The sequence below is a fragment of the Aliamphritea ceti genome, assembly GCF_024347215.1.
Lineage (GTDB): Bacteria > Pseudomonadota > Gammaproteobacteria > Pseudomonadales > Balneatricaceae > Amphritea > Amphritea ceti.
This window is the reverse complement of the sequence record NZ_AP025282.1, coordinates 4,929,908-4,948,891: the sequence shown is the minus strand read 5'-3', so window position 1 is coordinate 4,948,891 and position 18,984 is coordinate 4,929,908. Positions and strand designations below refer to the sequence as shown.

Genomic DNA, 18,984 nt, shown 5'->3' with positions numbered 1-18,984 from the left:
TTTTCCGCGACTTTATGCCCTAAGCTTTTGTTCTGTCAATTAAATCCGACTGGCCAGCTATCAAATAATTCGATGGCTGGCCGCAGAAAAACCGATGTAATTTGAAGAGGCTGTTATCAGCGGGGCTCGAAGGCTCTGAATACCTTGCCTGAAGCGCCGGCGGAGGCTTTGATCTGAATGGCTATTTCATCGCTGTCCAGGCCTGGTGAGCAGATCAGGTAGCCAGCATCACTGCTATTGGTTACCAGTTTTGATTGCAGGGCTGTCAGTGTATCTACGGAGCACTGGCGCAGCAGTCTTGGCTGGCTTTGACGCAGCAAACTGGCCTGGTCCAGATCCAGTGCTTCGGTCAGGCCGTTTTCCTGACAGAAACTGATGGAGTATTCACCGAGGCAGGCTTTTACTGCTTTTAGTACAGAGCTGCTCTGATACAGACGGCCGTCGTTCGGTGTAATGTCCAGATTATCGATGCTCAGCGGTGCGATGCTGTGCAGCACTGTAGGTTGGCAATTTCCGCCGATTCGGGTGCTGATATCCAGCTGGAAATAGCGGGCTTTCGGGAAGGCCTTTAAACGCTCAGCCGGTACGCTGAAGTATTCGCCATTAGCGCCTTCAAGTTCTGTTTCACCGTTTACTTCAATTGCCAGAGCGGGCAGTTTTGCCAGCAGTTCCCGGCGATCGTAGTCACAGCTGCCGTCCAGAGCCTGTGGTGTATTGCTGATTTCCGGCTGGCTGCTACAGGCGCTCAGTAACACTGCCATACAACCTAATATGGAGGCGGATGTGTATCGGGTGAACATAACGATTCCTTGAATGATTCAGATATGCAGGTATGACCATTGTTGCGGCGTTAGGTTACCGCAGAATTATCTAAACAGGGAATTATTTGTGTTTCAGTGTGGCTGAATTAGCCAGGCAAGGTGTCGGTGTAAGCGACTACGAAGGGAAGATATAAAAGCGCCGGTACAGAGTGTTACTGTACCGGCGTAATTTTGATGCAGGGCGTTGAATCAGGTGAACTGTTGCCCGAGCACCCGCAGACGGCTCTGGAATTCTGACCGGTCCACATAGCAGCCGCGTAAATGACGGGTACCTGTGCTCGGGTCAAATTTATCCCGACCGTGCATAACTCGACGGTTATCGAACACCACCATGTCGCCACCCTGCAGCATCAGTTTGATGGTGTAGCGTGGGTCACGCAGGCGGCCCATCAGGTTACGGTAGGCCAGATAGTACTCATGCATAATTTCTTCCGGCAGATCGAAAATATCTGCCAGATGGGCGTTGTATTTGATTTCTACAATTTCGCCAAAGGTGTTCAGGTTGATCACCGGATGATGCTGGCGGATATCGTGTTCGTTGTCATGGAAGCGGAACGGAATCGCGTATTTTGCTAATAGCTGGAAATCTTCAGGGCATTCACCGCGCAGGTCTTCCAACACCCGTAGGCCATCAACAAATACTGAAGCGCCGCCTTCACTGTCGTTCGCCAGGCAGTGCAGGAACTGGTAACCAGGAGGCACTTCCTGATTCGCCAGATCGGTATGCAGAGGTAAGGCGATCGAAGTGTAAGCCAGGTTGATCGGGTTAGGTACAGAGATTACGTTGAAGGTAACGCCAAAGTTGGTCCGGCGCAGGTAGTCAATGCGCTGTGCAATATCGACTACTGCTTCATCAGTAATCGGCATGTTACGAATAATTGCCAGGCCGTCGCGGTCGAGTGCAGTCATCCAGTCGAACAGTGCTTTGTCATCCTGCATAACGTCGTTGTTGTCTGCTTCAGGAATACTGTTGATAAAGCTGCTGTTCCAGCTCTGATAGGTAGAGCTCTGACGCTGACGCAGGTTGCCGGAGTATGCATGGTCGCGCAGCCACTGATGGCAAAATACACTGCGCTGCTCACCTTCAGACCAGTCGATATGCAGGGACTCAGCATCATGATAGATGCTCAGTGGGTGAATGTCGGCACTGACGGATAGCTGATCAAAGATACGTTCCTGAGTATCGGTGTGAAAACCACTTGGGCAGTTGTCGCGTAACCAGAGAAAGTGAAAGCTGGCGTGCTTGCCGTCGTTCCATTCAATCTGCAGGCTGCGTTCCTGTTGGGTGATTGAAGTGATCTGAGTGTCGGTTGCCCGGCCGTCTGTTGGTGTACCGTCTAACATATATGTGTGCCCGTAATAATTGTTATGCATTCCGAAAACTGGCCCAAATACGTCTGGTATGTGCATTGTGAGCGACAGGCTGTAAATGATAATGGGCTGCAAAAAAACGACAAACGATGAATATGGGGGGTCACCATAAGCACAGCTAATGGTACTCTTAAGCAATTGATAGTAAGCAGTTGAAGATGGCGTGATACAACGCTTTAACAGGGTTTGGTACTGAGAAAAATATGCCGGTTAAACTACCTCCATTAAACTGGCTGCGCACTTTTGAGGTCGCTGCCAGAGAACTGAATTTTACCGTGGCTGCCCGGGAACTGAATATGACCCAGTCGGCGGTCAGTCAGCAAATCCGTTTACTGGAAGATAATCTCGGTGAGCCTCTGTTTAACCGAATGCCACGGCAAATCAGCCTTACTAAACGGGGACGGGCCTATTTACCTGTAGTGCAGGGCGCATTACAGGAGCTGCAACGCGGTACTTCGGACATTTTTTCACCACTGAAGGACGGTGAAGTAACAATTGAAGTGAACACTGCTTTTGGCATTCTCTGGCTGGCGCCCCGGTTAGCCAAATTCACTTCGCAATTTCCCGGGCTGGGCCTGCGGATCATTAATGCTAACTGGGACAGTGAATTCACTGCCGGCACCGCTGAGCTGTCGTTGCGACACGGTACCGGAGACTGGCCTGAGTTGGACTTTACCCGGTTGATTGCGCCTAAGCTGCGGCCGTATTGCAGCCCTCAGATGGCCGCTGAGATTGAGCAGACAGCTGACGTGCTCAAATGGCCGCTATTGAATGTGATCGGTAATCAGCAGAACTGGCATGCCTGGCTGGCACAGCAGGGGTTGCAGCATGATACGCCGTTGTTGATGCATAAGATGGACAGTGCGGCGACAACAGTTGCGATGGCGGTGGCTAACTGCGGTATTTGTCTGAGCTATGATGAAATAGTTGCGCCACAGGTAGCAGCCGGACAGTTAGTTGCGCCGTTGAATGATTATGTAGGCAGTACCGAAAGTTATTACCTGACGCACCGGCAGGACAGTCCGCTAAGTAAGGCAGCGAAAGTCTTTAAGGACTGGTTATTAGAAGAAGTTAGCTAAATCAGGTTTAGCTGAATGCGCGGGATCAGGTTATACAAAACAGGAGAAGGGTATGGCCAGGGAAAAAGAAGAGGGGCCGATCATTAGCTTTATGATGAATCTGTTTGTCAGTGTTGCGTTTGCGGCGCCAACTGCAGTCTTGTTGTGGTTCGGGCTGAATGGAAGATGGGCCTGGGATAATCATGATGAAGACGGAGCTCAGGAGATGCTCTATATCAGCACGGATGGCTTTTGGATTCTGTTATGCGCTTTAATTTTTGTTGGCGTATGTTTTCCGCGATTATTTCCGGGACTGATGGGGTTTTGTTGGCGAAAAATTATGCGACTGGGGCGTTGGTTTTAAAGATACAGCTCAGAATATATATTTCAGACTGCGAGCAAATGCTCCAAGCCTACAGCTGCCTTGTTGGGAATGAATTCAGTGATTTCGTAGTGTGCCAGTTGTTCACGCTTAAACGGATCTTCTTCAAGAATGGCTTTCAATGCAGGCAGACTTGGGGCCGTTGCCAGAATGATACCGCCGGTGCGGGGCTGTTTTGGGCCGGATGCTAAAAAGGTACCGCTGGCAAAAAAGTTGTCAAGAAAAGCAGCGATCAAGAAAGGCGACATGCTCTTCCAGATGAGATTCGATATCGCTGAGCGGGCACTGATAACTGATCGATACAATGAACATAATCTTTCCTGCTGATGTTTCCGGGATATAAAAAAGCCGCTGATAACAGCGGCTTTTTATTTTCAGAACGGTATTTATTTAGCCATGTAATCGGCCAGATACTGATCGAAGTCGACATTGTCGGCCAGCTCGATCTCTTTTTGTTCTTGTAGCGATTCACTGCTGAGTTTTTCCAGATACGCCTGTTGCTCAGCGCTGATTGGTAACTGGCTGATGGCTTCGCGGTGTTCGCGACTTTTCGCCAAAGCAAAGGCTTCATATCCCTGACCGCTGTGCTTCATACCTTCAAGCACTTGCGCGGAAGGTGTCAGTGCAGGGTTATCCAGTTTTTCCTGCTGCTGGTTAACTGCACTGCTGAAACGTTCAGAGCCATAAACATTGTCTAGCATGGCAGCAGTCTTGCTGATATCGGCAATGATGTCATTACCCCACTGGGCAACGGTCATTTGCGTACCGTTATTATTCAGCGTCAGGCCGGGTTCGCGTCCCCGGTTTACAGTCAGATCGTTGTTCTCGCCAATGCGTGTACATTCCGACTCACTTATCTCTGCCGGATTGGATAACAGGCAAGTGACCAGGAAAGCATCAAGGAAATCAGACTGTGACTGGTCGATACCCAGTGGCATTAACGGGTTGATATCCGTGTTGCGCACTTCAATGTATTCAACGCCGCGTTCCTGCAGGGCATTTATCGGTTTTTCACCGCTCTGTGCAACCCGTTTTGGCCGGATGTCGCTGTAGTATTCGTTTTCTATCTGCAGAATATTGCTGTTCAGCTGTTTGTACTGACCATCTACTTTAATGCCCATTTCCGCATAGGTTGCATAAGGCGTGTTGATCGCCTTTTGCAGTGAACGGGTATAAGTATCCAGATGGTTAAAGCAGATATTCAGATCGGCCTGGGCTTTGTTGGAATAGCCCAGATCACTCATGCGCAAAGAAGTTGCGTACGGGCGATACAAGGTATCTTCGTCCCAGCTTTCCAGATCATGTTCCCGGCCGGCCATGAAGCTGGCAGCCAGTGCCGGTGATGCACCGAACAGGTACAACAGCAACCATGAGTAACGGCGGAAATTGCGAATCAGTGCGAAGTAGCTGTCTGAGCGGAATTTCTGCAGGCTGTCGTTGTTATCCTGAAGCTTTTGCAGGTTTTCCCACAGGCCGTCAGGCAATGAAAAGTTGTAATGAATGCCGGCGATGGCCTGCATCATTTTGCCGTAACGGTGTTCCAGGCCAACCCGGTAGGTGTATTTCATCTGACCGACGTTGGAGCTGCCGTAACGGGCAATAGGTATCATGGCGTCGCCATCAATGCGGCACGGCATGCTTGAAGCCCAGAGTTCTTCACTGTTGAGCTTCTGGAAACTGAAGTGGTGCAGGTCCTGCAGGAACTGAAGAGCATCCGCGGATTCATTGAACACCGGCGTGATGAATTCCATCAGGGCTTCAGAATAATCGGTCGTGATATGGCTATGGGTCAGCGTAGAACCCAGTGACGCCGGGTGATCTGTCTGGCTGATAATACCTTCAGCGTCGACCCGTAAGCCTTCTTTCTCGATGCCGTGAAGCATGCCTTTCAGACTTGATGACAGGCCACTCTCGGCCAGGCGTTGCAGATTTTTTTCCAGTGCCGCAGACAAAATACAGCTTCCTTCGCAGGTAAAAAAGAACGGGCATTATAGCCTACTGATAAAGCAACATAATACAGTTTCAGAGCAAGTTTGTTGCTTTCAAAATTGACTCTATGCGACGAATAACGCCGCTTCTACCAAAATTCCGACATTCCGGGCTGTTTCACATTACTTATATGCTTAAGCCTTCATGGTTAAAGAGATACGTTTGCGTTGCGGATCTACTTCCATGACACGTACTTTTACAATGTCACCGGTTTTGACAATGTTATGCGGGTCTTTAACAAAGCGGTCGGCTAGCTGGGAGATATGTACCAGACCATCCTGATGTACACCTATATCCACAAAGGCACCGAAGTTAGTCACATTGGTCACGCTGCCTTCCAGCTGCATACCCGGATGCAGGTCTGCCAGAGTTTCGACACCTTCCTGAAAACTGGCGGTGCGAAACTCAGGGCGTGGATCACGGCCGGGCTTTTCCAGTTCCCGAATGATGTCTTTTAAGGTGTAGAGGCCGAACTGAGTATCACAGTAATCTTCTAAGTGTAATTGTTGCAGTCGCTGTTGCTGGCCGATCAGTTCACTGACTTTACAGCGCTGGGCTTTGGCGATGCGCTCGACAACCGTATATGCCTCCGGATGCACAGCAGAGCTGTCTAGCGGGTTTTTCGCCGCGCTGATTTTCAGAAATCCGGCACACTGCTGATAAGCCTTTGGCCCTAAACGGGGCACTTTTAAGAGTTGCTGACGGCTAGTGAAAATACCGTTCTGATCGCGATAAGCGACGATGTTTTGTGCGGTTGTCATGTTAAGGCCAGCCACTTGACTGAGCAGCTGGGCGGAAGCCGTATTCAGATCAACCCCTACATGGTTAACACAATCTTCCACGGTGTCTTCCAGTGACTGAATCAGGGCGTTCTGGTCGACATCATGCTGGTACTGGCCGACGCCAATGGCTTTAGGTTCGATCTTTACCAATTCGGCCAGCGGGTCCTGTAAGCGACGGGCGATGGAAACTGCACCGCGGATAGATACATCCAGTTCAGGTAATTCCTGGCTTGCCAGCTCGGATGCGGAATAGACCGATGCACCGGCTTCACTGACGATGACAGGAATTGCCTGAATGTCCGGATTACGTTGCAGCAACTCTTTGACCAGTTGTTCGGTTTCCCGGGAGGCCGTGCCGTTGCCTATGGCTATCAGGTTGACAGCATATTTTTGGCACAACTGGGCCAGTGTGGCTTCGGATTCTGACCATTTTTTCTGTGGTGCGTGGGGGTAAATAGTCGCGTGTTTGAGAACTTTACCGGTGTTATCCAGCACGGCGACTTTAACGCCGGTACGTAATCCCGGATCCAGCCCCAGTGTTGCCTGTAAACCTGCCGGTGCCGCGAGGAGCAGGTCTTTCAGGTTACGGCTGAATACGCTGATAGCTTCTGCATCGGCGTCTTGTTTAAGCTGTTTGATCAGCTGATTTTCAAGTGATGGCAATAGTTTCTTCTGCCATGCCTGTTGAATGCATGCCGCCAGCCAGCGTCCGGCCGGGCTGTTATCGCAGTGCCAGCGCATGAATTTGCTGATCAATTCTGCTGGACGCTGTGCATCGGCTTCAGTTGGGCGCAGCTTATAACGGACGATGCCCGCTTGCTGGGCACGGAGAATCGCCAGTGCCCGGTGTGACGGTAATTTACTGATGGTCTGGCTAAAGTCGAAATAGTCGGAAAACTTAGCACCTTCCTGCTGTTTATCTTTAATCACCTTGCTGCTTAGCTCGCCACGGTTCCATAACCATTGCCGCAGCTGGCTTTGCAGGTCAGCATGTTCGGCAATCTGTTCGGTGAGAATCTGGCGGGCGCCTTCCAGTGCATCTTCGCTACTGTTGACGTCTTTGGACGGATTCAGATATCGGGTCGCGAGTTTTTCCGGCGTACCCTGCTGGCGGCTAAGCGTGTCTGCTAAGGGTTGCAGTCCAGCTGCCCGGGCCTGTTCTGCTTTGTTTTGTCTTTTCGGTTTATATGGCAGATACAGATCTTCTAAGCGGGATTTGCTGTCGGCTGCTTCCAGGGCTTCCTGTAATTGTGGAGTCAACTTTTCCTGCTGACGAATACTTTGCAAAATAGTCTCGCGGCGGGCGTTAAGATCCCGGCGTTGTTCCAGCCGTTTAGCCAGTTGGCGCAATTGTGTGTCATCCAGCCCCTGTGTAGCTTCTTTACGATAACGGGCAATGAAGGGAACGGTGGCGCCTTCATCCAGCAGACGGATAACGGCTTCGGCCTGGGCGGCCCGGATATTCAGATCGGTAGCAAGGTATTGAGCAAGTGAAGTCATCGGTAACCTGGGTAACTCAGAACGTATAGTGCTTTATCATACCTGCCTGTCCAGTAGAGCAGTAGCCATAACATGCATGAAAACCCTGTTAGACTTTAGTCTGATTGGCGGTTAAAAAGGTTGTTATGAAGGCACGGCTGTAGTCGACTTATGTCTAACAGGATGCTGAAATATTTTCACTGACGCAGCCAGAGCTGCTGAAAATGTTTATTGATAGTCTGTACAGGGCGACTGAGCCTGCAAAAAATAATAAGAATGTAGAACATATCTAAGGCTGAACAGTGGCAACTCAGGAACGATTAACATCCAGGCCTTTTCTGGCTCTGTGTTTAATAGCAGTACTTATTTTAGTGGTGTATCAGACCGCGACTATCAGCCGTGAACGCGCGCTGGCGGATTTGCAGTACCGTACTGCGGCAGATCTGGGCCGTTATTCACTGAGTTTGCAGCAAGAACTGGATCGCTATAAAGACATTCCTAAACTGATTAGTACCCACTCTGAATTGCTGAATCCTTTATTACATCCAGGCGGTGATGCCGAAGCCCGGGCCAGCCTGTATCTGGAAAAGGTTAATGAAACCATAGGCGCGTCAGATGCGTATCTGATGAATAGTGAAGGTATGACAGTTGCAGCCAGCAACTGGGATAAAGAAAAAACCTTCGTTGGCCGTAATTTTGCTTTCCGACCGTACTTCAAAGACGGTATTAGTGGCCAGGCAGGCCGCTATTTTGCTTTAGGCACAACCTCGAAAAAACGTGGTTATTTCTTTTCCTATCCGGTGCATTACCGGGGTAAGACGCTGGGCGTCATCATCGTAAAGATCGACATTAATGATATTGAGAATGACTGGAATGATCCGTTAACCGATATTCTGGTGACGGATGAAGACGGGGTCATTTTCCTCAGCACCCGGCCAGAGTGGAAGTTTCGCACGTTGACGCCTTTATCACAGGATGATTTACAGCGGATTCTCAGCAGCTTGCGCTATGGTGAAGAATCTCTTGAAGCGCTGAACGTGATTAAACGTAAAGACCGTGGAGATGGTACTGAGCTGGTTACTTTAGTTGATGGGGACTGGGCTTCCAGTGAATCGCTGGACGGGGTTAAAACCCGCCAGTATTTACAACAAACCCGTCAGGTGGAAGATGCAGGCTTTAATGTGTCTATTCTGGCCAATATTAAAGCCGTAGAACGACAAGTATTTACCAACGTTTTGCTGGCCAGCTTTAGCTATGGCGCGCTGGTGTTTTTGTTGCTGTTTCTGTTTACCCGGCGACGTGTAGCAGAACAGCGCGAACAGTTTAAACGTCAGGAACAGCAAGCGCTGGAAAGCAGTGAAGCGCGGGTTCGGGCAATTATTGATAATACCCATGCAGGCCTGATTACGCTGGATCATCTGGGCCGTATTGAGTCGTTTAATCCGACGGCAGAAAAACTGTTTGGTTATCCTGCTGAAGATGTTCAAGGCAAGTATTTCAGTCACTTACTGGCACAGCAGGACAGAGCTGTGTGCTGGCAACATATAACTACCAGTACTGATGACGATACCGAGCTGATGATAGAAGCGCTGGGTTGCCGGGAAGATAACACACAGATACCGGTGGAGTTAGTGATTGGTCGGATGATCCGTGAAGGCGACCGGTATTTCATTGTGACTGTGCATGACATGACCGAGCGTAAACAATACGAACAGAAACTTCGCAAAGCCCGGGATATGCTAGAGCACCGGGTGGATGAGCGAACCGAAGACTTATCCCGGGCTAATGCCCGGTTACTTACTGAGATGGAACAGCATAAACATACTCAGAATGAATTGATTCAGGCGGCTAAGCTGGCGGTGCTGGGACAGATGTCGGCGGGAATTAATCATGAACTGAATCAGCCTCTGACGGCGATTCGCAGCTATGCCGATAATGCCCGTTCGTTTCTGGATATTAATAAGCCGGAGCCGGCTCAGGAAAATCTGGGCGAGATAAGTTTACTCACGGAACGTATGGCTAAAATCATCGGCCCGCTAAAAGAATTTTCCCGTAAGACCACAGGGCAGTTGTCTCCCATAAGTCTGCAGGCTGCTAAAGATGGCGCTATGGCTATCATGTATGGCCAACTGGCTAAAGCGCAGGTTGATATTGTCTGGCCTGAAAATGCTGCTGAAGTGTATATGCTGGGAGATATGCTGCGTCTGGAACAGGTGTTAGTAAACCTGATCAGTAATGCGATGCAGGCGATGGATGCGCTTTCATCTCCACGGATTGAAATCAGTGCCAGCCAGCAGAATACGATGATGAGCATTGCGGTGAGGGATTTCGGGCCGGGAGTGCCTGAGCGGGACTTGGAAAAGGTCTTCGAGCCTTTTTACACCACCAAACTGGATAAGCAGGGGTTGGGGCTGGGGCTATCTATCTCGCACCGTATTATTCTCAGTATGGGTGGGCAGCTGACGGTAACTAATCATCCTGATGGCGGCGCTGTATTTACCGTGCTTCTACCGGTTGTGCCTTCCTCAGTTCAGGCGTGATATTATCCGGGCAGATTTTCTGCCGGCTATTGAAGGCCGGTGCTGCTGCCGAAATTAAGCCAGGAATAGCTGATGCCAAATTCAATTATGCTCGTCGACGACGAGAAGCATATCCGGGTGGCGGTTGGCCAGACGCTGGAGCTGGCCGGTTATGAAGTTACCGCGTGTGAAGCTGCTGAAGATGCGTTGCCACAACTGAGCAGTGAATGGCCGGGCATTGTTGTTACCGATATCAGTATGCCTGGCATAGGTGGTCTTGGATTACTGGAACAGGTGCATGAGATGGATGCTGACCTGCCGGTTATTCTTATTACTGGACACGGTGATATCTCTATGGCGGTTCAGGCCATGCGAGATGGTGCGTATGACTTCATCGAAAAACCTTTCTCTTCTGAGCTGCTGGTGGATGTGATTCGCCGGGCGCAGGAAAAGCGCAATCTGACCCTGGAAAACCGTAAACTGCGTAAAGAATTGCAGGCGCAGGGCGGTATAGGTCCGCGGATTATTGGTGAGTCGCCGAGTATTCAGCAGCTACGAAATATGATTCAGCATGTGGCAGATACGCCTGCGGATATTTTACTGCACGCCGAAACCGGCTCCGGTAAAGATCTGGTGGCACGGTATATTCATGAGCACAGTAATCGCCGGGATAAAAATTTCGTTGCGATTAACTGCGGTGCGGTGCCTGAGAACCTGATTGAAAGTGAACTCTTTGGTCATGAGAAAGGCGCGTTTACAGATGCTAAGCAGCGTCGTATTGGGAAATTTGAACATGCCAATGGCGGAACGCTGTTTCTCGATGAAATTGAAAGTATGCCGCTGTCACTGCAGGTGAAATTACTGCGGGTGCTGGAAGAACGTACTATTGAACGTCTGGGTTCGAATCAGCAGATTCCTCTGGATTTACGGGTGATTGCTGCCACTAAGGTGGATCTTAAACAGCTCAGTGAAGCCGGTGAATATCGTCAGGATTTATATTACCGCCTGAATGTATTGCAGTTACCTATTCCACCACTGCGCGAACGTTGCGAAGATATTCCTATGCTGTTTCAGCATTTTGCCCTGATTGCATCAGCTCAGTATCACCGGGAAGTACCGCAATTGAGCAGTGACAAGCTGGCATTGCTGATGTCCCACAACTGGCCGGGCAATATTCGTGAGCTACGTAACGTGGCTGAGGGGTATGTGTTACTGGGTGACGCCTACAACTTCGAGTTTGATGAACTGGACGGTGCAACGAAAACCGGGCTGACATTACCTGATCAGGTTGAACAGTTTGAGCGGCTTATTTTGCAGAAAACTTTGGGCCGTTGTCAGGGGTCGATTAAGGATACTCAGGCTGAATTAGGGCTGCCGCGTAAAACACTTTACGACAAAATGAAGAAATACGGCTTAGACAAAAGCGAATTTAAGCACTGACCGGAGAGGCCAGTAAAAAAGGCTGCCATGGGCAGCCTTTTTTATATCTGTGTTTGAAACCTCAGACTTTAAACTGCTGGGCACGCTGTTCCAGTTCTTCGGCCAGACTGGTGATCTGATGAGAAACTTCACTGAGTTGTTCTACCCGGTTGATGGCGCTTTCAGTGCCCTGGTTGATGGTAGCAATGCTTTCCTCAACCCTTATAGTCGCGTCACTGTGCTGATGCACGGCATCACTGATGGCGTGATTGGTGTTGGCAATGGCTTCCATCTCGCTGGTGATGTTGGTCAGTGATGCGACAGTACTCTGAACCTGTTCGACGCTTTCTTCAGTACTGATATTGGCTTCCTGCATAACATTTACAGCGTGCTGAGCATTGTTTTTGAACGAGTCGATCATAGTATTGATTTCAATGGTCGCGGTCTGTGTACGTTGCGACAGGGAACGCACCTCGTCGGCGACAACCGCAAAGCCGCGGCCCTGTTCACCGGCCCGGGCAGCTTCGATGGCAGCATTCAGTGCCAGTAAGTTGGTTTGTTCGGCGATACCCTGAATAACGCTAAGGGTTGAGTCGACTTCGTGGCTTTCCTGTTCGAGTTTTTGAATCACTTCCGCTGCCTGCAGAATTTTGCTCTGTAGCTGCTCGATTATTTGCTGCGTCTGGGCTGAAATCTGGGCGCCTTTATTACTTTCTGCCAGGGCCTGGCCGGACGCTGACACAGTGGCATCGGCACTGCTGGATACACTTTGGGTGGCTTCGCTCATAGTCGCCATTGCATCTGATACTTCACTGGCCAGTTGCATTTGATTCTGTGAAGAATTACTTGCCTGCTCGGTAATATCTGAAATTCGCTGGCTGCTGTTGCTGAGTAAATCAATTGAGGTGACAACGTGCTGAATATTGCCCCGGAATGCCTGCAACATGCTGTTGAATGATGCAGCTGTCTGGCCAATTTCGTCATTATTATGGATTTCTAACTGTTGTGTTAAGTCAGAGTTCTGCTCGATATTGTGAATAGTTTTGCTCATCTGACGCAGTGGCTTAACTACAATTCTGTGCAACAAAGTACCAATTACAAACAATGCAATCACAAACATCCCCAGCTCCAATAATGCGACCCGGGTAACATTGTTCATGATGGAGGCATCGAGGCTGTCGAAGGAGTATGTGACCCGCACCGCGCCCATGATGGTGCCTTCTTCAACCTGGTGACAGGTAAGGCAGTTAGTTCCTTTATATGATGAGCTGGCAATAATCGGCTTAATGACTGTCAGACGGTGGCCCTGATCATCATCCAGTTCGACACTGACTTCTTCACCGCTCATGGCGCGGCGGTCCAGCCCGTCAATAATGACTGCATCCGGAAGACCTGGCCCGAAGATTTTGCTTACCGGCTCGCCACGTATGATGCGTGCTTCGATAAGTTCCGGGTTACTCAGAATCTTATCCTGTAACGCTTTGCGGTTTGCCATTGCGCCACTGAGCATCATGATATTGATGCTGTCGAAATAGTTGTCAGCGGTGGTTTGGGTATTGTGTTCAGCCACAGTCAGGGCCAGCGAAGATTCGCTCTGATAGATCGTCGTAATAGATGTGAGCAATACCAGAAGAAAAACAGCCGCCAGACTGAGGTTTACTTTGCTTTGGATCGTCATGGGTTCAGACCTGAGATGAAGAGAATAACTGTACAGTTTGAAGTCATATAACCACTCATTTAAAAGGGTTTCTAGGCGGGGAGTAACTACTTTGGGTAGTCGCTGATAGGAGACAAAAACTCACTTGATCCAGCTCAACAGAATGACTGATTTATGACATAAAAATAATCTTTAAATGGGTGAAATCCCCCCAGATATTAATGGGGTAAATGGGTGGGTATCCACCCATAAAAGTATTTATTGATCTATGTGTAAAAAACTACGTAATGTTTTTATTTATTTGATTTTAAAGTGTTTTATTTGTTTTTAGTTATGTGATTACAAACTTGGCACAGCCTCTGCAAAGAATATACGCATCTCAATCCCGAGAGACATAATCATTGAGCCTGAGCGCTCAATGACAACGCTAATAATTACAACAGGAGAGCGTTATGCGTTTATTAACTGCAGCTGTTACTTCAATGGCTTTAATCTTTGGTGCCAGTGCCGCAACAGCCGCGCCAATCGAAATTAAATTCTCCCATGTGGTGGCTGAAAATACCCCTAAAGGTCAGATGGCTAACAAGTTTGCTGAACTGGTTGCTGAACGTCTGCCGGGTAAGGTAGAAGTAAAAGTATTCCCAAGCTCTCAGTTATTTGGCGATAACAAAGTACTGGAAGCCATGTTACTGGGTGATGTACAGCTGGCGGCTCCGTCACTGTCAAAATTCCAGAAGTACACCAAGCAACTGCAGTTGTTCGATCTGCCGTTCCTGTTTAAAGATATGCAAGCGGTAGAACGCTTTCAGCAAAGTGATGCGGGCCAGAAAATTTTATCTTCGGTTGAATCTAAAGGCCTGGTAGGTCTGGGTTATCTGCATAACGGTCTGAAGCAGCTGTCTGCAAGCGATCCGCTGCGTGTACCTGCTGATGCGTCCGGTAAGAAGTTCCGCATCATGACGTCTGATGTACTACAGGCACAATTTGAAGCAGTAGAAGCGGTGCCACTGAAAAAGCCTTTTTCTGAAGTATTTACTCTGCTGCAAACTAAAGCGATCGATGGTCAGGAAAACACCTGGTCTAACATCTTTTCGAAGAAGTTCTTTGAGGTTCAGCCATACATTACTGAGTCTAACCACGGCGTTCTCGATTACATGGTGGTGAGCTCTGCTGAGTTCTGGAATGGTTTGGATGATGATATCCGTGTTGAAGTGAAAAAAGCACTGGATGAAGCCATTGCATTTGGTAATCAGGTAGCCGCTGATAAGGCGCGTGATGATAAGCAGGCGATTATTGATTCTAAGCGTTCTGAAGTGTTGGAAATTTCTGATGCAGAACGTGCTGAGTGGGTAACTGCTATGAAGCCGGTATGGAGCCAGTTCTCTGATGAGATCGGTGCTGACCTGATAAAAGCAGCTGAAATGTCTAACAACTAAGCTGTAGATCCGTTGTAACTGTTGCTCTGGCTGACGTATAGGGTCAGTCGGAGTAACTTTCCAGATCGCGAATATTTTGCAGGTGGGTCGGTCGGTGGGAACCCGGTGGGCCAGACGGATATCTGCAAAGGATTTGCTCTCCTGAGTCTGTTTTATTAATTGAGTAAGTGATCGCTTACTGGCTTTTTGACGCCAGGAGAAATCATAAGAATAGCGGGAAGCACCCGCACAGGGGGCCTCATGGTTCGTAAAGTTGTTACAGAGTTGGAAGAAATGTTTCTGTCTCTGTTATTGGTCAGCATGACCCTGTTGGTATTTGCCGAAGTTGTTTTACGCTTTGGTTTTAATACCGGTATTCACTGGGCGCAGGAGGTTACTCTGCTGATTGCTGCCTGGTTCGTTTTGTACGGTGCGTCATATGGCATTAAGGCCGGTGTGCATATTGGGGTGGATGTGTTTGTAAAACTGTTGCCCAACAAAATTCACCGGGCGCTGACGATTTTGGCGCTGGGTTTGTGTCTGACATATGCAGGTCTGCTGTTATATGGCTCATGGATCTATCTCAGTAAAATGAAAATGATTGGTATTGAGATGGAAGATCTTCCTATTCCTAAATGGACAGTGATGAGCATTCTGGTTATCGGTTTTGTCATGCTGATTATCCGTTTACTACAGCTGGGTCTGAAAATTGTGAAAGGTGAAGCGGATGGCTTCCATTTCACTGATGAAGCTGAAGAAAGTATGGAAATAGCGAAAGAGCTGCAGGCTGAACAAAGTAAGAGTACAGCTGAGGGATCTGATCCGGGTAAAGAGAACAATAAGGAGGGCCGGTCATGACCACAGCGATTCTTTTTATACTGCTGTTTGGCTGTATTTTCATCGGTATGCCAATTGCTATCGCGCTGGGTTTATCCAGTGTGGCTACCATTCTGTTATTTTCAAATGATTCATTGGCATCAGTGGCGCTGAAGTTTTTTGAAGCGACGTCCGAGCATTACACTTTGCTGGCGATCCCGTTTTTTATTCTGTCTTCGGCATTTCTTTCCACTGGTGGTGTTGCTAAACGCCTGATCAATTTTGCAATCGACAGTGTGGGCCATATACGTGGCGGTCTGGCGATGGCTTCTGTGATGGCATGTATGCTGTTTGCCGCGGTTTCAGGTTCTTCGCCGGCAACTGTTGCTGCCATCGGTACTATTGTTATCGCCGGTATGGTGCGTTCCGGTTACCCTGAGTCTTTCGCTGCCGGTGTTATTGCGAATGCCGGCACACTGGGAATCCTGATACCCCCATCAATTGTTATGCTGGTGTATGCTGCTGCGACAGAAGTGTCTGCGTCACGTATGTTCATGGCTGGCTTTATTCCTGGCCTGATGATGGGTGGTATTTTGATGCTGGCGATCTATATCGCGGCCCGGATCATGAAATTACCGGCAGAAAAATTCCCGGGCTTTGGTGCGTTGACTAAATCATTCTTGATTGCCCTTGGCGGCCTGATGCTGATTTTCATCGTACTGGGATCAATTTATGGTGGTGTTGCCAGCCCGACAGAGGCGGCTGCGGTCGCTGCTGTATATGCCTATCTTGTTTCTGTGATGGGATATCGGGATATCGGTCCGATGAAAGGTGTTGCGTGGCGTAATGACGGGGAAGCTATTCTGCGCGCTGTTGCCCGTAATATGTTGCAAATGCTTTGGGCTATGCCACAGTCGGTGCGTCATCCTGAAGTGCGTAAAGTAATTATGGATGCTGCGAAAGTGTCACTGATGCTGCTATTCATAATTGCTAACGCAATGCTGTTTGCTCATGTACTGACAACTGAGCGTATTCCCCATGCTATTGCAGAAACCATTATCACCTGGGGTTTACCTGCCTGGGGTTTCCTGATTGTGGTGAATATTCTGCTGTTGATTGCCGGTAACTTTATGGAGCCGTCAGCAATTATTCTGATCATGGCGCCTATATTGTTCCCGATTGCTACTCAGCTGGGAATTGATCCGATTCATCTGGGTATTATCATGGTGGTGAATATGGAAATTGGGATGCTGACGCCGCCGGTGGGTCTGAATTTATTTGTGACTGCCGGTATAACCGGAAAGAATATGGTCTGGGTAATTAAGGCATGCCTGCCATGGTTATGTTTACTTTTATTCTTCCTGATTCTGATCACTTATATTCCGCAAATTTCTTTGTTTTTACCCGAATATATCGACGAATTACGGGGTTATTAAGACCAAAGAACGTTTGTTTAAGGCCGCATTATGCGGCCTTTTTTGTGTGAAAAATAATCACCTTTTATTGTTTGCCAGAAAAGTTTTTCCTATAAACATCAGGTTTTTTAACTATCCTCAATCTTGCGACACATGAAACGTGTCGCTCAAAAATAATAATCAGGGATGACGGGGCAGGGAGCTGTAACGGGGGATTTTTATGGAAACTTCACTGATATCTGATCAGGAGCGGCCATTACTTTATGTCGATACGACTGGCGCCAGATCAACACAGTTAAGTGAAATTATTGCTGAACACGGGTGGCGGGTTGACCGCGTAGATAATTTTCAACAAGCGCACCAACAGGCACGGCCGAAGCACTACAGAGTCGGTATAGTGCATCTTGAACAGGTAGAAACGGCAGATTTACTGGCCGCAGATGATCTGTTCGCGCGTAACAAAAATACTGAGTGGCTATTGCTGACAAAGCATCGTTGTCTGGATGAGAATGATCTGTGCCAGCTGATTCATCATGCCTGTTACGATTACTATACCTTGCCGTTGGATGATGGTGGGGTGTCCAGTCTTGTGACAACACTTGGTCATGCTTACGGCATGGCTAGTTTGTCTAAACAGCTTACAGAAGGAGATTACGACGATTACCATATGGTTGGCAGTAGTCAGTCAATGCTGAAATTATTTAGTGGTATTCGCAAAGTGGCAGCGGTTGATGCTCCGGTGCTTATCCGAGGTGAAAGCGGAACCGGTAAAGAGCTGATTGCCCGTGCGATTCATGAACGTTCTGTGCGGGCGAGCAAACCTTTTATAACGGTAAACTGTGGTGCTTTGCCTGAACATCTTATTCAGTCTGAACTGTTTGGCCATGAAAAAGGTGCTTTTACCGGTGCGGTTCAACGTCAGATTGGCCGTATTGAAGCGGCGGATGGTGGGACTTTATTTTTAGATGAAATTGGTGATCTGGCAATGCCTCTACAAGTGAATTTGCTGCGCTTTTTACAAGAGCAGGTGATTCAGCGGGTAGGTTCGACTAAAGATATCAAAGTGGATGTTCGGGTGCTGGCGGCGACTCATGTAGATTTGGATAAGGCTGTAGAAGCTCAGAAATTTAGAGAAGATTTACTTTATCGGTTAAATGTTCTTCAGCTGCGCCCACCTGCCTTGCGGGACAGGGAAGAAGATATTGAGTTGCTGGCTAAATTTTTCTTTCAACACTTTCGTGGTGAAGGTCATGGCAAGATCAAAGGCTTCTCGAAACAGGCATTACAGGCGATGACCGCATATGGCTGGCCGGGAAATGTTCGCGAGATGATTAACCGGATTCGGCGTGCTGTGGTGATGTGTGAAGGCCGGTTAGTGTGCCCGATGGATCTGGGACTGGTGGATGGCTTTGTTGCCAGAGATGTTATGTCTTTGGCGGATGCCAGGAATCTCGCAGAACGTCATGCGATTGAAAATGCGTTGCAACATTGTCGGCATAACATGAGTAAAGCGGCTAAAACCCTGGGCGTTTCAAGAGTGACTTTATATCGCTTACTGGCTAAGTACGATATCGGTTTTGACGACAGCAGTATGGTGAGCTGACACTGTCAGCTGATTCATTGGTTGCTAAAGCCCGCTAAATGCGGGCTTTTTCTTATTTTATCAGTTAGTTAATAGTGTTATTGAAATCGATCATTATCAGATATGTAACACTTTTGTAGTGATGAATATCACGTAGATCATATCTGTAACACATAAGTAACATGCATAACTTGGTTTCTAACTATTTGTTATTTATAGATATTCAATAGAGTGCACAAGTTGAGTGTTAGATATATGTAACACTTCGCGACCTAATTA

At 48.4% G+C, this 18,984-nt stretch carries 14 protein-coding genes; 8 read left to right on the top strand and 6 right to left on the bottom strand.

What is annotated here, in order from left to right:
- Positions 1 to 116: 116 nt before the first annotated feature.
- Both OCU49_RS22480 and OCU49_RS22475 read right to left on the bottom strand, forming a co-directional pair.
- Positions 117 to 800: a hypothetical protein gene (locus tag OCU49_RS22480; protein WP_261842752.1), complete on the bottom strand. Its 684-nt coding sequence runs from the start codon at positions 798 to 800 to the stop codon at positions 117 to 119.
- Between the two features lie 210 nt (positions 801 to 1,010).
- Positions 1,011 to 2,165, bottom strand: coding sequence for a TauD/TfdA family dioxygenase (locus OCU49_RS22475; protein ID WP_261842751.1), 1,155 nt, complete (start codon positions 2,163 to 2,165; stop codon positions 1,011 to 1,013).
- Between the two features lie 230 nt (positions 2,166 to 2,395).
- Between OCU49_RS22475 and OCU49_RS22470 the strand changes: the two genes are divergently transcribed.
- Together OCU49_RS22470 and OCU49_RS22465 are read left to right on the top strand one after the other, a co-directional pair.
- Positions 2,396 to 3,271 carry a LysR substrate-binding domain-containing protein gene (locus OCU49_RS22470; RefSeq protein WP_261842750.1) on the top strand — a complete coding sequence of 292 codons (876 nt, stop codon included), beginning with the start codon at positions 2,396 to 2,398 and terminating at the stop codon, positions 3,269 to 3,271.
- A 52-nt stretch (positions 3,272 to 3,323) separates the two neighbouring features.
- Positions 3,324 to 3,614, top strand: coding sequence for a hypothetical protein (locus OCU49_RS22465; RefSeq protein WP_261842749.1), 291 nt, complete (start codon positions 3,324 to 3,326; stop codon positions 3,612 to 3,614).
- Between the two features lie 23 nt (positions 3,615 to 3,637).
- On the opposite strand, the gene OCU49_RS22460 is transcribed toward OCU49_RS22465, so the two are convergent.
- The 3 genes from OCU49_RS22460 to OCU49_RS22450 form a co-directional block, all read right to left on the bottom strand.
- Positions 3,638 to 3,880, bottom strand: coding sequence for a YciI family protein (locus OCU49_RS22460; RefSeq protein WP_261842748.1), 243 nt, complete (start codon positions 3,878 to 3,880; stop codon positions 3,638 to 3,640).
- A gap of 138 nt (positions 3,881 to 4,018) precedes the next feature.
- A complete protein-coding gene (gshA, locus tag OCU49_RS22455) occupies positions 4,019 to 5,584 on the bottom strand; it encodes a glutamate--cysteine ligase (RefSeq protein ID WP_261842747.1) in 1,566 nt (521 codons plus the stop codon).
- Between the two features lie 171 nt (positions 5,585 to 5,755).
- A complete protein-coding gene (locus tag OCU49_RS22450) occupies positions 5,756 to 7,903 on the bottom strand; it encodes a Tex family protein (protein WP_261842746.1) in 2,148 nt (715 codons plus the stop codon).
- Positions 7,904 to 8,184: 281 nt separating this feature from the next.
- On the opposite strand from OCU49_RS22450, the gene OCU49_RS22445 reads away from it, so the two are divergent.
- Together OCU49_RS22445 and OCU49_RS22440 are read left to right on the top strand one after the other, a co-directional pair.
- Entirely contained in the window at positions 8,185 to 10,422 is a 2,238-nt protein-coding gene (locus tag OCU49_RS22445) for a PAS domain-containing sensor histidine kinase (RefSeq protein WP_261842745.1), read from the top strand.
- Between the two features lie 72 nt (positions 10,423 to 10,494).
- The gene (locus tag OCU49_RS22440) at positions 10,495 to 11,841 is read left to right on the top strand and encodes a sigma-54-dependent transcriptional regulator (RefSeq protein WP_261842744.1); all 1,347 of its coding nucleotides are present in this window, start codon (positions 10,495 to 10,497) and stop codon (positions 11,839 to 11,841) included.
- Positions 11,842 to 11,902: 61 nt separating this feature from the next.
- Here the strand turns inward: OCU49_RS22440 and OCU49_RS22435 are convergent, their stop codons facing one another.
- The gene (locus OCU49_RS22435) at positions 11,903 to 13,498 is read right to left on the bottom strand and encodes a methyl-accepting chemotaxis protein (protein WP_261842743.1); all 1,596 of its coding nucleotides are present in this window, start codon (positions 13,496 to 13,498) and stop codon (positions 11,903 to 11,905) included.
- A 431-nt stretch (positions 13,499 to 13,929) separates the two neighbouring features.
- Here OCU49_RS22435 and OCU49_RS22430 point away from each other — a divergent pair, with 431 nt between their 5' ends.
- The 4 genes from OCU49_RS22430 to OCU49_RS22415 all read left to right on the top strand — a co-directional run bounded on the left by OCU49_RS22430 (position 13,930) and on the right by OCU49_RS22415 (position 18,726).
- A complete protein-coding gene (locus tag OCU49_RS22430) occupies positions 13,930 to 14,913 on the top strand; it encodes a TRAP transporter substrate-binding protein (protein WP_261842742.1) in 984 nt (327 codons plus the stop codon).
- A 240-nt stretch (positions 14,914 to 15,153) separates the two neighbouring features.
- Positions 15,154 to 15,750 carry a TRAP transporter small permease gene (locus tag OCU49_RS22425; RefSeq protein ID WP_261842741.1) on the top strand — a complete coding sequence of 199 codons (597 nt, stop codon included), beginning with the start codon at positions 15,154 to 15,156 and terminating at the stop codon, positions 15,748 to 15,750.
- Positions 15,747 to 17,144 (top strand): TRAP transporter large permease, encoded by a 1,398-nt coding sequence (locus OCU49_RS22420; protein ID WP_261842740.1) that lies wholly within the window; start codon positions 15,747 to 15,749, stop codon positions 17,142 to 17,144. Before OCU49_RS22425 ends, OCU49_RS22420 begins: the two co-directional genes overlap by 4 nt.
- A 199-nt stretch (positions 17,145 to 17,343) precedes the next feature.
- Positions 17,344 to 18,726 carry a sigma-54 dependent transcriptional regulator gene (locus OCU49_RS22415; protein WP_261842739.1) on the top strand — a complete coding sequence of 461 codons (1,383 nt, stop codon included), beginning with the start codon at positions 17,344 to 17,346 and terminating at the stop codon, positions 18,724 to 18,726.
- The last annotated feature ends 258 nt before the right edge of the window (positions 18,727 to 18,984 follow it).